Origin of the sequence: Nocardia sp. NPDC050718, assembly GCF_040654235.1 — a bacterium.
Taxonomy (GTDB): domain Bacteria; phylum Actinomycetota; class Actinomycetes; order Mycobacteriales; family Mycobacteriaceae; genus Nocardia.
This window is the reverse complement of the sequence record NZ_JBFAHQ010000002.1, coordinates 243,145-256,503: the sequence shown is the minus strand read 5'-3', so window position 1 is coordinate 256,503 and position 13,359 is coordinate 243,145. Positions and strand designations below refer to the sequence as shown.

Below are 13,359 nucleotides of genomic sequence, written 5' to 3'. Positions count from 1 at the left end.
TCACAGCAGCGGGGCGAGGTCGCCCCGCTCGCCGACGACGACCTCGTCGAGTTCGAGCCAGTCGGCCATCTCCCGCAGCGCGCCGCGCAGCGCGTGCGCGGTCTCGGCCGTCGCGTAGCCCGGCTCGGCGAACGCGCCGGGCGCGAGCAGCCTGCCGCTGCCCCGCTCGGCGCGCAGGTCGACACGGCCGACCAGGACGCCGTCGAGCAGGAACGGGAAGACGTAATAGCCGTGCACCCGTTTGGGTTCGGGCGTGTAGATCTCGATGCGGTAGTGGAAGTCGAAGATCCGCTGGGTGCGCGGGCGGAAGAAGATCAACGGGTCGAACGGGCACAGCAGGGCGGCGCCGGTGATCCGGCGCGGGGTGCTCGCCTCCGGGTGCAGGTAGGCGGGCGCGTCCCAGCCGGTGACCTCGACCGGGAGCAGTTCGCCCGCGTCGACGAGATCGGCGATCGCGGGGGCGCTCTGGCGCCGGTTCAGGCGGTAGTAGTCGCGCAGGTCGGTCTCGGTGCCGATGCCCAGCGCCCGACTCGAGCGGCGCAGCAGTTCGCGCACGGCGTCGTCCTCGCCGATCTCGCGGTCGAGGACGTCGGCCGGGACGACGCGTTCGGTCAGGTCGTACTGGCGGGTGAATCCCGCCCGGCGCGCGATGGACAGCTCGCCCGCGGCGAAGAGCTGTTCGCACACCATCTTGGTGTCGCTGAGATTCCACCAGGTGCCCTTGGGGCGGGGCTTGTCCAGTTCCAGGTGGCGTTCGATCTCGCCCGCGCTGGACGCACCGACCTCGGTGACGACATCGAGAATGTCCTTGCCCAGGGTCGGATTCCGCTCGACAACCTTGCGCATCCCCGACCAGCGCCCGTGCCGGTACTCGGCCATCCGCCAGCGCAGCAGCGGCCAATCCGCGACCGGGATCAGCGCCGCCTCGTGCGCCCAGTACTCGACCAGGCCACGACGGGCGCGCGGGCTGTCGCTCCACGCCGCCTGCTCGAGCAGCGCGCGGTCGTAGGGACCGATCCGGCTGAACACCGGCGCGTAATGCGCCCGGACCACCGCCGACACCGAATCCAGTTGCAGCAGACGGGTTCTGGCGACGACGTCGAGGACGGCCCGCCGGTTCGGGTTGGCCGGGCGACGTTTGCCGAAACCCTGCGCGGCCAGCGCGATCCGCCGGGCCGTCGCCGCATTCATCCGCTGCATTCCCTCAGCCTGGCACAGGGGTACGACAGATCGGCGCGGCTCAGGTGGAAACCCGCACGACCCCCGCGGTATCGATCTCGGTGCGCCGGTCGCCGGTCGCGGCGGCGGCCAGCACGGTCGCCACCCAGCGGCGCCCGATCGGCAGCACCCGCACGGTGACCGTGCCCTCCTGCGCGGCGTCGAGCGCCTCGATGGCGGCGTCGATCACGTTGTGGCGCACCCAGGTCGGCACGCCGCGGAAGCCGCCGTCGTCGAGCAGGGTCACCTCGACACCGCGCGCCCTGGCACCGCGCGCGGCGGCGCTGAGCTGTTCGGTGACCAGTTCGGGAGCCCGCAGTCCGTCGCGCAGTTCGGCTTCGAGCAGCCGGCACTGTTCGCGTTCGCCGTCGGTGAGGTGGGCGCCCTCGGCGATGCGCGCGAGGATCGGCCGGGCGCGCAGCTCGAGCCGGGTCAGCTGACGGTCGCGTTCGGCACTCGCCGCGGCCAGCGCCGCCTCGGTCGCCGCTCGCCGGTTGGCCTGGCCGCGCAGCTCGCGCAGCGAGCGCTGGGTGGGCCGCACGATCGCCATGAACACCGTCACCACGCCGACGGTGGCGACCGGGGTCAGCGCCCGCACCACCGTCTCCGGATGCCAGGTGGTGAACACGCCCATGGTGACGAGCACGGTCGCCGCGGCGGCGACGCCGAGCCAGGCCGACAGGATGCGTCCACGCAGCACCAGCATGGCCAGCAGGTACGAGGTCGGGTAGGCGGTCCACAGCTGGTGCGAGAAGCCGGTGGGGTTCTCGATCCACGGCACCGTCAGCGCCATCGCGGCCGGTCCGGCACAGGCGACGTAGGCGGTGGCGGGCCACGGCAGCGGATCCACCGGGAAGACCAGCACCACCAGCGCGGCGACGGCCATCAGCACCAGTGCGACGGCGGCCGGGATCGGCGGGACGATGTCGAAGTTCACCCGCAGGTACATGACGATGGTGGCCTCGAAGATCACCACGAACAGCCAGGCCATGCCGTCGCTGAGGCCGAACAGGTCCCGCATGCCGAACGGCAGGTCGCGCTCAGCCATGACTGCCCCACACCAGGGTCACCACGGTGCCCGCGCCGGGCGCGGACTCGACGAAGGCCGCCCCGCCGGGCAGGGTGCGCATCCGGCCCAGGATGCTGCCCGCGATGCCCATCCGGTCGGCGGGCACCCGGGCCGGGTCGAAGCCGGCGCCGTCGTCGGAGAGCACCACCTTGATGCCGCCGGTCGCCACGGTGACGGCCACGTCGCGCCGCACCCGTCTGCCCGCGACCTCCGCGTGGCGCACGCTGTTGCGCACGGCCTCGCTCAGCGCCGCGCCCAGCACCTGCGCCGATTCCAGCGGCAGGCACAGGTCCGCGCCGCGCCGCGCCGCCTGGACCGGGATGTCGGCGTCGACCTCGCGGACCGCGGCCCGCAGGAACTCCACCGCGGCGGCCGCGTCGAGATGATCGAGTTCCGGTGCGCTGCGCGCCTGTTCGAGCTGTTCGAGGGTGCGGGTCGCCTGGGCGGACAGGGCCGCGGTGGAGCCTGCCGTGCGGGAGGCCTCCAGCAGGGTCGACAGCACCGCGTCGTGGATGAGCGCGGCGAACCGGGCGGCCTCGCGTTCGCGGGCCGCCGTCGCCGCGACCGTCGCCGCCCGCGAGCGCTGCCGGACCGCTTCCTTGTCGACCCGTTCGGCGGCGGTGCGCGCGTAGACCACGCACCACAGGAACAGCGCGGCCACGCCCAGCGCCCTGGTGACGTCACCGAACAGCGCCCACGCCGTACTGTCCGGCACCACCGCGGCGTTGGACGCGCTCGTCGCCACCGCGAGCACCGCCGCGAAGCACGACGCCGTGCGGACCGACCAGGCCAGCCCGCCCGCCATCACCCCGAGGACCAGCCCGCGATACGGCCACGACGCGAACGACCCGACGGTCACCACGGAGTACACCAGCGGCGTCGTCACCGTCGCCGCCAGATAGCAGATCGCGGCCGCCGCGGCGACCCGGCGGATCGCGGTGACCGGCCCGCGCGCCGACACCACGGCCAGCGGCGCGAAGAACAGATACGCGGCCACCAGATGCACCTCGGGCCACACCGAGCGGTTGATCGGCTGGATCAGCACGGCGGGCAGTTCGAGGGCCATCACGATGATGGCGCCGACGCCGATCACCACGCCGAGCCGACGCAGGATCTGGTCGGTCGCCGCCCGGGAGAGCTCGGTGTCCACCGCGACGGGCCCGGCTGCCGGGCGGACCGCGGTGGTGGTCACGGGCGCTGCTGACGTTCCGGCACGGGCAGCCAGCCGTCCTCGACGGCCCGTTTGTACAGGTCGGTCTTGGTGGGGGCGGGCCTGCCCGCGTCGGCGTACTTCTGCCGGATGCGGCCGAGGTAGTCGTTGACGGTCTGCTCGGACAGGCCGGTCAGCCGGGCCACCCGCGACGCCTTCTCCCCCGAGGCGTACAGCATGAGCACTTCTTCCTGGCGCGGGCTGAGGCCGACGTCGGACAGCTGCGGGTCACCGTCGATCGCGGCGGCCCAGTCGGTGGTGACGACCTGTTCCCCGGAGGCGGCCCGGCGCACCGCGGCGACCACGGTCGCCACGCTCTCGGACTTGCGCAGCACCCCGAGCACGCCCGCCTTGGCCGCCGATCGCACCAGGAACGCGTTGTCGGCGCCGGTGAACACCAGCACCTCGATGCCGCGTTCGCGCAGCGTGGTGACGTTGTCCTCGGGGGTCGAGCCGTCGGGCAGGCGCAGGTCGAGCACGACCAGGTCCAGGGCGGCGTCGGCGGCGAGCAGCCCGGCCACGGTGTCGGCGGTGGCGACGAGGTCCAGGTCGGGTTCGGGCCCGAGCATGGCCGCCAGCCCGATCGCGACGGACTCGTGGTCCTCGACCAGCCCGATCCGCCGTACCGCCGGAGTCTGCTGCAACTCGCTCACCGACCACTCCCCATCCTCGTACACCCTTCGCGGCCAGCCCGCGACCCGTCGGTGTCGAGTTCTACCGCATCCGGCGCCCGCGTGTCAGCCCACCAGAATTCGGGGCCGTGGCGATTCGCCCCGGTCGGCCCGCTCAGGCGGTCCGGCGACGCCGCGTCCACCGGCGTGGCGCCGGCGCCGTGACGATGCCGTGGGTGAGCAGGCTTTCCGCGGTGTCGAGCACCGATTGCGCGACGGGCAGGAAGGTGAGTCCGAGCTCGGCTCTCGCCTTCTCCGCGCTGACCCGCTCCCGCGTGCCGAGCGCGGGGACCACGCGCTTGACGGTGTCGTCGGTCAGCGCGGCGAGCTTCACCAGCCAGTGGGGCAGCGTGCGCGACGGCACGGTGAAACCGCGCGGGCCGAATTCCGCGGCGAGGATGCCCGCCATCTCCCGCATCCAGACGTGCTCTCCCCCGCAGATGTAGCGCTGTCCGCCCGCCTCGGGGGTCTCCAGGGCGAGGCGATGGGCGCGCGCGAGATCGCGGACGTCCACGGTGGACCACCCCACGTCCAGCGATCCCGGCACCGTGCGGCCGAGCAGCCGGATCACCGGCTCGTGGGAGATGTTGGTCTGCGGATGCAGCAGCGGTCCCAGGATCATCGGCGGGTGCAGGGTGACCAGGTCGAACCCCAGCGACGGCGCCCCGTCGACGAACTCGCGCGCGGCGCGCTCGGCGAGCGCCTTGCTCTTGTCGTACCCGGTGAGCCGGTCGGGGTTCGAGAAGTCCTGTTCGGTGCACACCTTGTCCACGTCGTGGCCCAGGTTGACGGTCACGATCGACGAGGTGAGCACGACCCGGCGCACGGTCGGGTTCACGGCGGCGGCACGCAGCACCCGCAGGGTGCCCTCGACGGCGGCCTCGACCATGGCCTGCTCGGATTCCTCGCCGCCGCCGGGGATCGGCGAGGCCACGTGCAGCACGTAGTCGCAGTCCTTCACCGCGACGTCCCAGCCGTCGTCGGCGGTCAGGTCCGCCTGCACGAACTCCACCGCGCCGCCGAGCCGGTCGGCGAGCTCCACCAGATGCGTGCGCCGACCGACCGCGTCGAGATCCCGCACGGTCGCCCTGACCTGATAGCCGTGCTCGAGCAACTCCCGGACGCAGTGTCCGGCGACGAAACCGGTCGCACCGGTGACCAACACAATCGCCATCGTCGATTCCCTTGCAGCTCAGAGGGATTCGCCCCCACCCCGTTGTTTCGAGGCGGAGTTTACTGTTCGCGACCGTGCCGCGCGCGGTGGCTCACTCCATCAGCTGCGCGGCGACCGTGGCGCCGAGATTCCAGCAGGCTTCGAGGTCGGGCTTGGCCGGTGCGCCCGAGACCACCACGTAGTCGGCGGCTTTCACCCAGCCGAGCCCGGTGGTGATGGCGGTGACGCCCTTCTCCGCGCCTTCGGTGCCCTCGTTGCCGTGGACGTAGAGCCCGAACGGGCGTCCCCGCGTCGAATCGAGGCACGGGTAGTAGACGGTGTCGAAGGCGTGCTTGAGCGCGCCGCTCATGTAGCCGAGGTTGGCCGGGGTGCCGAGCAGGTAGCCGTCGGCCTCGAGCACGTCGACCGCGGTGACGGCCAGCGCGGCCCGGCGCACCACCTCCACGCCCTCGATCTCGGGATCGGTGGCGCCGGACACGACCGCTTCGAACATCGCCTGCGTGTGCGGCGACGGGGTGTGGTGCACGAGCAGCAACCTGGCCACGGTCTAGTCCTCGCGTTCCAGTTTTTCCAGGGCCACCGCGCGGCGCATGGTCTCGCGGGCCCTGGTGCGGTCGCCCGCGTAGTCGTAGGCGCGGGCCAGCCGGTAGGAGGAGCGCCAGTTGTCCGGATCGGCTTCCCATTCGGCCTTGATCCGCTCGAACAACGCGTCGGCGGCGGCCCGCTCGATGCGGCCCGACGGCCGTCGCGGCAGCTCCGAGGTGTCGACCTCGAGGCCCTCCTCGTCGATCCGGCGGGCCAGGCGCTGGTGCGCGAACGCCGCCTGCAGCGTCGCCCCCACGATCCACACGCCGACGATCGGCAGCAGCAGCATGCCGATGCCGATCGCGATCCCCGCGAACCCGCCGTCGGCGATGTAGGCGATGGCGAGTCCGCCGAGGCGGAGGAAGTAGTAGCCCAGCGCCAGCACCAGGAACGCCACCAGCGCGACGATCTTCACGACCTGACGGTCGGGTCGCCACGCGGCGGGTTCGGACGCGTTCACAGATCCAGGAGCGGGTCGAGTCCGACCGTCAGACCCGGACGCCCGGCGATCTCGCGCACGCCGAGCAGCACGCCCGGCGCGAAGGAATTGCGATCGATGGAATCGTGGCGGATGGTCAGCGTCTCGCCCTGGGTGCCGAACAGCACCTCCTGGTGCGCGACCAGCCCGGCCAGCCGCACCGAATGCACCCGCACCCCGTCGACGTCGGCGCCGCGGGCGCCCTCGAGCTCGGTGGTGGTGGCATCGGGGCTGAGGCCGACGCCCGCCTCGGCGCGGGCCGCGGCGATCAGCCCGGCGGTGCGGTAGGCGGTGCCCGAGGGCGCGTCGGCCTTGTTCGGGTGGTGCAGCTCGATGACCTCGACCGACTCGAAGAACCGCGCCGCCTGCTCGGCGAACCGCATCGACAGCACCGCGCCGATCGCGAAGTTCGGCGCGATCAGCACGCCGACCTCGGGCCGCTGGGCCAGCTGACCCCGCACCTCGGCCAGGCGGACCTCGTCGAAGCCGGTGGTGCCGACGACCGCGTGGATCCCGTTCTCGATCAGGAACTTCAGGTTGCCCATCACCACATCGGGATGGGTGAAATCGACGACCACCTGGGTGCCGGTCTCGGTGAACGTCTCCAGCGCGTCACCCTTGTCGACCTGGGCGACAAGCTCCAGATCGGCCGCCGCCTCCGCGGCCGCGCAGATGGCCTGTCCGACCTTGCCACGTGCTCCGAGCACTCCGACCCGAATGGTCACCCGTATCTCCTCGTGTCTCGCTTCGCCCTTACCGGCAAGCCTATCGAGCAGCGACGGGTGACCCGGCGCCGAGGTCAGTCGAACACGATCACCTGGCGCAGCGCCGCGCCCGCCGCGAGCTCGTCCATCGCCGCGTTGACCTGGTCGAGCCCGATCCGGGCGGACACCAGCCGTTCCAGCGGGAGCGTGCCCGCGCGCCACCGGCGGACATATTCGGGGATGTCCCGCTCGGGCACGGCCGAGCCGAGGTAGCTGCCGACGATGGTGCGGCCCTGCGCGACGAGCGCCAGCGGCGAGATGGTCGCGGTGGCGTCGGGGGCGGGCAAGCCCACCGTCACCGTGACGCCACCGGCCGCGGTGGCGGCGACGGCGGTCTCGAACGCGCGCACATTGCCCGCGGCCTCGACGACCACCTCCGCCTGGACCCCCCGCTCGGCGATCTCCCCCGGCGTGAATGCCGCGGTCGCTCCGAATTCCTTTGCCAGCGCCAGCTTTTCGGGGACGGTGTCGACGGCGATCACCTCACCGAGTCCGAGCGAGACGGCGACGAGCACCGCGGCCATGCCGACGCCGCCGAGCCCGACGACCATGATCCGATCGTCCTTGCCCGGCTTCGCGGCATTGAGCAGCGCGCCGCCGCCGGTGAGCACCGCGCAGCCGAGCACCGCGGCGACCTCCGGCGGCACGTCGGCGTCGACCGGGACCACCGACCGCCGGTCGACGACGGCGTGCGTGGCGAAACCGGACACGCCCAGGTGGTGGTGCACCTCGGCGCCGTCGCGGTGCAGCCTGCGGCCACCGCCGAGCAGTTCACCGGCGTTGTTGGCGACGCTGCCCGGCGCGCACGGGGTGCGGCCGTTGCTCGCGCAGCCGGCGCACTCGCCGCAGCGCGGCAGGAACGTCATCACGACCCGCTGCCCCACCGCCACATCGGTGACACCGTCGCCGACCGCCTCGATCAGGCCCGCCGCCTCGTGCCCGAGCAGCATCGGCACCGGCCGCACCCGGTTGCCGTCGACGACCGACAGGTCGGAGTGGCACAGCCCCGCCGCCTCGATCCGCACCAGCAGCTCCCCGGGGCCCGGCGCGGCCAGCTCGAGCTCGCACACGGTGATCGGCCGCGACTCGGCGAACGGCGCGGGCGCGGCGATGCGTTCCAGGACGGCTCCACGAATCCTCATGTGCGCGACGCTACCCCGCGCGACGATTGCACGATCCGGGATCGGTGGCTAATCTCGTTCGCGGTGATGGTGCTCCTGTCGGCCGCCTCGTACCGTGCCCAGGGTCGGCGCCATCACGAACAAGGAGAAATCCACTGTCAGTGCAGTTCAATCACACCATTGTCGGATGTCACGATAATCGGGAAACCGCCGAATTCTGGGCGGATCTCCTCGGGTTGGACGTAGGGAAAGAGTGGGGGCCGTTCATTCCGGTCCCCGTCGCCAATGGCGTCACCTTCGATTTCGCGAAGGTGCCTCCGCATGTTTCCGAAATCCAGCCGCAGCATTACGCATTCCTCGTCTCGGAATCCGAATTCGATGCTGCCTACGCCAAGATCCAGCGCTACCAGATGGATCATTGGGCCGACCCGATGCAACACGGGGTCAACGAGATCAATCACAACGACGGTGGCCGCGGGGTCTATTTCCTCGACCCCAACGGCCATTTCATGGAGTTGATCACCGTGCCGTACGGCGGCTGGCCCGCCTAGTGCGCACGCGCTGCTCGGGTTCCCCGGAGCCCGAGCAGCGCGGCCAGCACGCAGGCCACCGAGACCAGCACGATGAACCACGGGAAGACCGTCGACAGGCCCCAGGTGGTGGCCGCCCAGCCCGCGGCCAGGGTCGGCAGCGCCATCGCGGAGTAGGCCAGCAGGTAGTAGGCCGACATGGTCTCGCCCCGGCGGTGCGGCGGAACGACTTCCGACAGATGCCGCAGCGAACCACCGAAGCCGAGGCCGAAGGTCGCGCCGAGCACCAGCCCGGCCACGATGACGACGGCGGGCTGCTGGGTGGCCAGCGCCGGGATGGTGGCCAGCAGCGCGGCGGCCATGCCGAGATCACCGATGACGGCGGCGCGGCGCGCCGGAATCCGCGACGCGAACAGCTGCGCCAGCGCGGCGGCGAGCGCGGTGCTCGCCACGACGACGCCACCGAAGACCAGGTTGTGCACGCCGGTCTCCGCCGCGGCCAGCGAGGGGTACAGCGACAGCAGCACGCCCAGCACCGACCAGGCCGCCATCACGCCGATCGCCGAGAACCAGAAATCGGCCCTGATCTCGTGCGGCACCGCCGGTTTCGCGATCGTGATGCGCGATTTCACCCGCGCGGTGTGCGGCTCGCGCACGGCCAGGATGCCCGCGCCCGCGACCAGGCAGACCGCCGCGATCACGACGTAGGGCGTGCGCAGCGGCGACGGCGCGTATTGGGCGAGGACCGCGGTGCCCAGCACCGCGACCGCGATCCCGACATTGAACGCCACCCCGCTGAGCTGGCCCGACCGCGCGCCGTGCGTCGGCCGCAGATCGAGCAGGGCCGCGGCGCCCGCCACGACGGTTGCGCCGACTGCGGCGCCGTGCAAGGCCCTGGCCAGCAACAGCATCGGCACGGAATCGGCCAGCAGGAACACCACCAGGCCGAGGATCATCGTCGCGAAGGCGGCCACCATGACCGGCTTACGGCCGACCACATCGGAGATCCGGCCCGAGACCAGCACCGCGCCGAGCGCGGCCACCGCGTACACGGCGAACACCATGGTCGTGGTGAGCGGCGAGAAGTGCCACTCGGTCTGATAGATGCCGTAGAGCGGCGCGGGCGCGCCGGAGACACCGAGCGCCACCGCGCTGGCGGCGAGGACGAGTCCGTACGCCCACCGCTTCCCCGACTCGACCGGAGCGATCGTCGTCGCCACCATGGCAGCCCCTATCAGCAGAGTTTGATCACCATCGAACGACGTCGACCCTACGCCTAGTATGATGAGTATCAAACCCCCGAGTGAGGTATGTCATGACACAGGCTAACGGTCTCCCCCCGGCGCCGCCCCTGCCGGTCGCCGGGCTCCCCACTGTCCTGAGCGCCTTGCACGATCCGGTCCGCCTCGAGATGGTTCGCCGCATGGCCAACGCGGGCGCCCCGGTGCGCTGCTCGGCGCTCTACGACGCGATCAACAAATCCACCGCGACCCACCACTTCAAGATCCTGCGCGAGGCGGGCCTGATCGAGCGCCTGACCATCGACGGCCAGACCTATCAGCGCCTGCGCGCCGAGGCCGTGGAGGACGCGGTCCCCGGCCTGCTGCCCGCCGTCGTGGCCGCCGCCAACCAGGCGGCTTCGGACTGAGGTCCTACCGCAGGCGCGGCCAGGACTCGAGCGCCCCGCTCGGTGGGGGACCGGCGGGCATCATCACCAGTTCGTGCCCGCGCACCTCGCCGTCGGCGATCTCGCCGCCACCCCACCACACGGCGGCACCGGCCGCGACCAGCAGGGCCAGGACCGTCGCCACGATCAGGGGGACGCGGCGATAGCCCGCCCGGTCCCGCGCCATCGCGAGGACGCCCTCGAGCACGACGGTGCCCAGCACGATGCCGAGTACCGCGAGCAGCACGCCGAATGTCACCGGCTGCCGCGCCCATCCGCGTCCCAGCCCGGCGATGACGAGCAGCGGCACGCCGAGCAGCGCCGAGCCGACCAGCATTGCCAGCGCGAAGTCGAAGCCGTCCTCGGCCTCGGGATCATCGCGTCCCGGCCGCTGCCAGGCGGTGAACAGCAGCAGATGACCGACCGCGGCCCCGAGCGCGCCGAGCACCACGCACCACCCGCCCAGCCGGACCAGTTCGACGTACTGCGACCGCAGGGCGACCGCGCCGATGTCGGCGACCACGCCGGCACCGCCGACCGAGACCAGGGCGAACAGCGGCCGGGGCCGCAGCACCCTGGCCCGCAGATACCCGGCGGGCAGCTGCCCGCGGAGTTTGCGGAACACCCCGAACCAGGCCAGCGGCAACGCGGCGAACAGCACCGGCGACAGCACGCGCAACCCGCTCGCGGGAATCCACATCGTGGCGAAGGCGAGGCCCGCCGCGAACACCCAGACCCAGGTGGCCAATCGCATCAGCGCCCGCCAGTGCACTTCGGCGAGCAGCCTGCGGGCCGTGGGATCGGTGGGCGTGCGCGCGAGGAGCCCGCGCAGGATGGCCACGGCCCCGGCCCGGCCATCGACGCCTTGGAACTCCAGTCTGGCCTGCAGGTTCAGCAGGTCGGTATGCGTCGGGTCGACGGCGAGCCCGGCCGCCACGTGTCTGCGGACCGCGTCCTGGTCGGTGAGCCGCTGGTAGATCTCGGCCGCCGCGCAGTGGACATCGGCGTCGTCGGGCGCGAGCTCGACCGCCTCGGCCAGCACGGCCCGTGCCCGCGCCGGGTCGGGTTCGGGGCCGTAGGCGAGCAGCCAGGCCAGCATCAGCAGCGTCGGCGCGCTGTGCGGACTCAGCCGCACCGCGGTCTCGAGATGGCGCAGGGCGCGGCGCGGATCGTCGAGGTGCACCGCGGCCATCCCGACCACCAGGTGGGCGTCGGGATGGTCGGGATCGGCGACGATCGCCTGCCCCGCCCACCGCGACGCCTCGGCGGGCTCGTCGCGGTCGAGCGCGATATTCCCCAGTGCCACCAGCACTTCCGGATCGTCGGGCGCGGATGCCAGCGCCGTGCCGAGGATCCGCCGCGCTTCCTCGATCCGGCCGAGTTCCCTGGCCACCCGCGCGCGTTCGATCGCCGCCTGTACCGGCACGGCCTCTCCCCTCCCCTGTGCGGTCTTCCGCGTGCAGACTACCGCCGGGGCGCGGGCTCAGTGATCGACGAGTTTGCGGACCGCGGCGGGCAGGTCGCGGGTGCGCTGGTAGGGACCCGCGATCGCCGCGCCGTAGGGGCGGGCGAGCAGGGTGCGGGCGATGGCGCTGACCTCGTCGGTGGTGACGGCATCGATGCGGGCCAGCGTGGCCGAAACACTGCGGTGGTTGCCGTAGCTGAGTTCGCTGCGGCCGATCCGGTTCATCCGGGAGGCGGAGTCCTCGAGCCCGAGGACCAGGCCGCCGCGCAACGAGCCCTTGGCGCGGGCGCATTCGGCGTCGGTGACGCCGTTGGTGGCCACGTCGACGAGCACGTCGCGCGCCAATGTCGTGACCTGGGCGAGGTTTTCGGGCTGGCAGCCGAGATAGACCGAGAACGCGCCGGTGTCGGCGAAGGTGTCGACGCTCGAGTACACCGAGTACGCCAGGCCGCGCTCCTCCCGGATGCGCTGGAACAGGCGGGAACTCAGGCCACCGCCGACGATGGTGTTGAGCACCGACAGCGGCCAGCGCTGCTGGCCTTCGTGCCTGCCGAAGGCGCGCACGCCGAAGACCAGGTGGGTCTGTTCGCTGTCGCGGTTGATCCGGACCAGGCTGGGCGCGGTCTGCGCGCGGAACCTGCCCTCGCGGCGCGGGGCCGGATCGGCGGCGGCGTCCAGGCGGGGCCCGAACGCGCGATGCACCAGTTCGACGGTGCGGTCGTGGTCGACATTGCCCGCCACCGCGACGACCATCCGGTCCGGGCGGTACCGGCGCTGGTGGAATCCACGCAGCTGGGCGGCCCGCATGCCCTCGATGGACTCGACGGTGCCGATCACCGGCCGACCGATCGGGTGGTCGCCGAACAGCGCGGTGAGGAAGGAGTCGGCGACCAGGTCCTCGGGGTCGTCGTCGCGCATGGCGATCTCCTCGAGCACCACCTGCCGTTCCACGTCGACGTCGACGGACCGGCACAGCCCGTTGAGCACCACGTCGGAGACCAGTTCCACGGCCAGCGGCAGGTCCTCGTCGATGACGTGGGCGTAGTAGCAGGTCTGTTCCTTGGCGGTGAACGCGTTGAGCTCGCCGCCGACGGCGTCCATCGTCTGGGCGATGTCGAGCGCCGAGCGGGTGGGCGTCGCCTTGAACAGCAGGTGTTCGAGGAAGTGCGCCGCGCCCGCCACGGTGGGGCCCTCGTCGCGCGAGCCGACGCCGACCCACACCCCGATGGAGGCCGAGCGCACGCCGGGCACGTGCTCGGTCACCACGCGCAGCCCGCCGGGGAGCACGGTGCGGCGCACACCACCGGTGGTGGAGACGTCGTCAGCGGTTTCGGTACTCGACTCGGTCAACTGTGGCTTCGTCACCCGATCCCACCGGACGGCTGTACTGACATGGCTTCTCGAACCT

Annotated in this window: 14 protein-coding genes; 2 read left to right on the top strand and 12 right to left on the bottom strand. The window is 72.0% G+C overall.

The features are described from left to right. The 9 genes from AB0H54_RS10610 to AB0H54_RS10570 form a co-directional block, all read right to left on the bottom strand. A complete protein-coding gene (locus tag AB0H54_RS10610) occupies positions 1-1,200 on the bottom strand; it encodes a crosslink repair DNA glycosylase YcaQ family protein (RefSeq protein WP_357344599.1) in 1,200 nt (399 codons plus the stop codon). Positions 1,201-1,240: 40 nt separating this feature from the next. Then, a complete protein-coding gene (locus AB0H54_RS10605) occupies positions 1,241-2,266 on the bottom strand; it encodes a hypothetical protein (protein WP_357344597.1) in 1,026 nt (341 codons plus the stop codon). After that, the gene (locus AB0H54_RS10600; RefSeq protein WP_357344596.1) at positions 2,259-3,479 is read right to left on the bottom strand and encodes an ATP-binding protein; all 1,221 of its coding nucleotides are present in this window, start codon (positions 3,477-3,479) and stop codon (positions 2,259-2,261) included. Before AB0H54_RS10600 ends, AB0H54_RS10605 begins: the two co-directional genes overlap by 8 nt. After that, entirely contained in the window at positions 3,476-4,150 is a 675-nt protein-coding gene (locus tag AB0H54_RS10595) for a response regulator transcription factor (RefSeq protein WP_357344594.1), read from the bottom strand. Before AB0H54_RS10595 ends, AB0H54_RS10600 begins: the two co-directional genes overlap by 4 nt. A 133-nt stretch (positions 4,151-4,283) precedes the next feature. Beyond that, positions 4,284-5,342: an NAD-dependent epimerase/dehydratase family protein gene (locus tag AB0H54_RS10590; RefSeq protein WP_357344592.1), complete on the bottom strand. Its 1,059-nt coding sequence runs from the start codon at positions 5,340-5,342 to the stop codon at positions 4,284-4,286. Between the two features lie 91 nt (positions 5,343-5,433). Continuing rightward, positions 5,434-5,886, bottom strand: a complete 453-nt coding sequence (locus AB0H54_RS10585; protein WP_355277769.1) for a flavodoxin family protein — start codon at positions 5,884-5,886, stop codon at positions 5,434-5,436. Positions 5,887-5,889: 3 nt separating this feature from the next. Continuing rightward, positions 5,890-6,387 carry a hypothetical protein gene (locus AB0H54_RS10580; RefSeq protein ID WP_357344588.1) on the bottom strand — a complete coding sequence of 166 codons (498 nt, stop codon included), beginning with the start codon at positions 6,385-6,387 and terminating at the stop codon, positions 5,890-5,892. Continuing rightward, a complete protein-coding gene (gene dapB / locus AB0H54_RS10575) occupies positions 6,384-7,130 on the bottom strand; it encodes a 4-hydroxy-tetrahydrodipicolinate reductase (protein WP_357344586.1) in 747 nt (248 codons plus the stop codon). The genes AB0H54_RS10580 and dapB overlap by 4 nt, the downstream gene beginning before the upstream one ends. Positions 7,131-7,204: 74 nt before the next feature. Then, the gene (locus AB0H54_RS10570) at positions 7,205-8,311 is read right to left on the bottom strand and encodes an alcohol dehydrogenase catalytic domain-containing protein (RefSeq protein WP_357344584.1); all 1,107 of its coding nucleotides are present in this window, start codon (positions 8,309-8,311) and stop codon (positions 7,205-7,207) included. A 134-nt stretch (positions 8,312-8,445) separates the two neighbouring features. Here AB0H54_RS10570 and AB0H54_RS10565 point away from each other — a divergent pair, with 134 nt between their 5' ends. Then, complete coding sequence (locus AB0H54_RS10565; RefSeq protein ID WP_355277861.1) at positions 8,446-8,841, top strand: VOC family protein; 396 nt, start codon at positions 8,446-8,448, stop codon at positions 8,839-8,841. On the opposite strand, the gene AB0H54_RS10560 is transcribed toward AB0H54_RS10565, so the two are convergent. Next, complete coding sequence (locus AB0H54_RS10560) at positions 8,838-10,043, bottom strand: MFS transporter (RefSeq protein WP_357344582.1); 1,206 nt, start codon at positions 10,041-10,043, stop codon at positions 8,838-8,840. The genes AB0H54_RS10565 and AB0H54_RS10560 overlap by 4 nt on opposite strands. Before the next feature lie 92 nt (positions 10,044-10,135). Between AB0H54_RS10560 and AB0H54_RS10555 the strand changes: the two genes are divergently transcribed. Then, positions 10,136-10,468 (top strand): helix-turn-helix domain-containing protein, encoded by a 333-nt coding sequence (locus tag AB0H54_RS10555; protein WP_357344580.1) that lies wholly within the window; start codon positions 10,136-10,138, stop codon positions 10,466-10,468. Positions 10,469-10,472: 4 nt separating this feature from the next. On the opposite strand, the gene AB0H54_RS10550 is transcribed toward AB0H54_RS10555, so the two are convergent. Together AB0H54_RS10550 and AB0H54_RS10545 are read right to left on the bottom strand one after the other, a co-directional pair. Next, entirely contained in the window at positions 10,473-11,912 is a 1,440-nt protein-coding gene (locus tag AB0H54_RS10550; protein ID WP_357344578.1) for a tetratricopeptide repeat protein, read from the bottom strand. 57 nt (positions 11,913-11,969) lie between these two features. Then, a complete protein-coding gene (locus AB0H54_RS10545; protein ID WP_357345696.1) occupies positions 11,970-13,301 on the bottom strand; it encodes a pitrilysin family protein in 1,332 nt (443 codons plus the stop codon). Positions 13,302-13,359 lie beyond the last annotated feature (58 nt).

Excerpts from the sequence above, each read along its gene's own strand:
- AB0H54_RS10610 (WP_357344599.1), bottom strand. The coding sequence starts at position 1,200 with ATGCAGCGGATGAATGCGGCGACGGCCCGGCGGATCGCGCTGGCCGCG.
- AB0H54_RS10605 (WP_357344597.1), bottom strand. The coding sequence starts at position 2,266 with ATGGCTGAGCGCGACCTGCCGTTCGGCATGCGGGACCTGTTCGGCCTC.
- AB0H54_RS10590 (WP_357344592.1), bottom strand. The coding sequence starts at position 5,342 with ATGGCGATTGTGTTGGTCACCGGTGCGACCGGTTTCGTCGCCGGACAC.
- AB0H54_RS10570 (WP_357344584.1), bottom strand. The coding sequence starts at position 8,311 with ATGAGGATTCGTGGAGCCGTCCTGGAACGCATCGCCGCGCCCGCGCCG.
- AB0H54_RS10560 (WP_357344582.1), bottom strand. The coding sequence starts at position 10,043 with ATGGTGGCGACGACGATCGCTCCGGTCGAGTCGGGGAAGCGGTGGGCG.
- AB0H54_RS10555 (WP_357344580.1), top strand. The coding sequence starts at position 10,136 with ATGACACAGGCTAACGGTCTCCCCCCGGCGCCGCCCCTGCCGGTCGCC.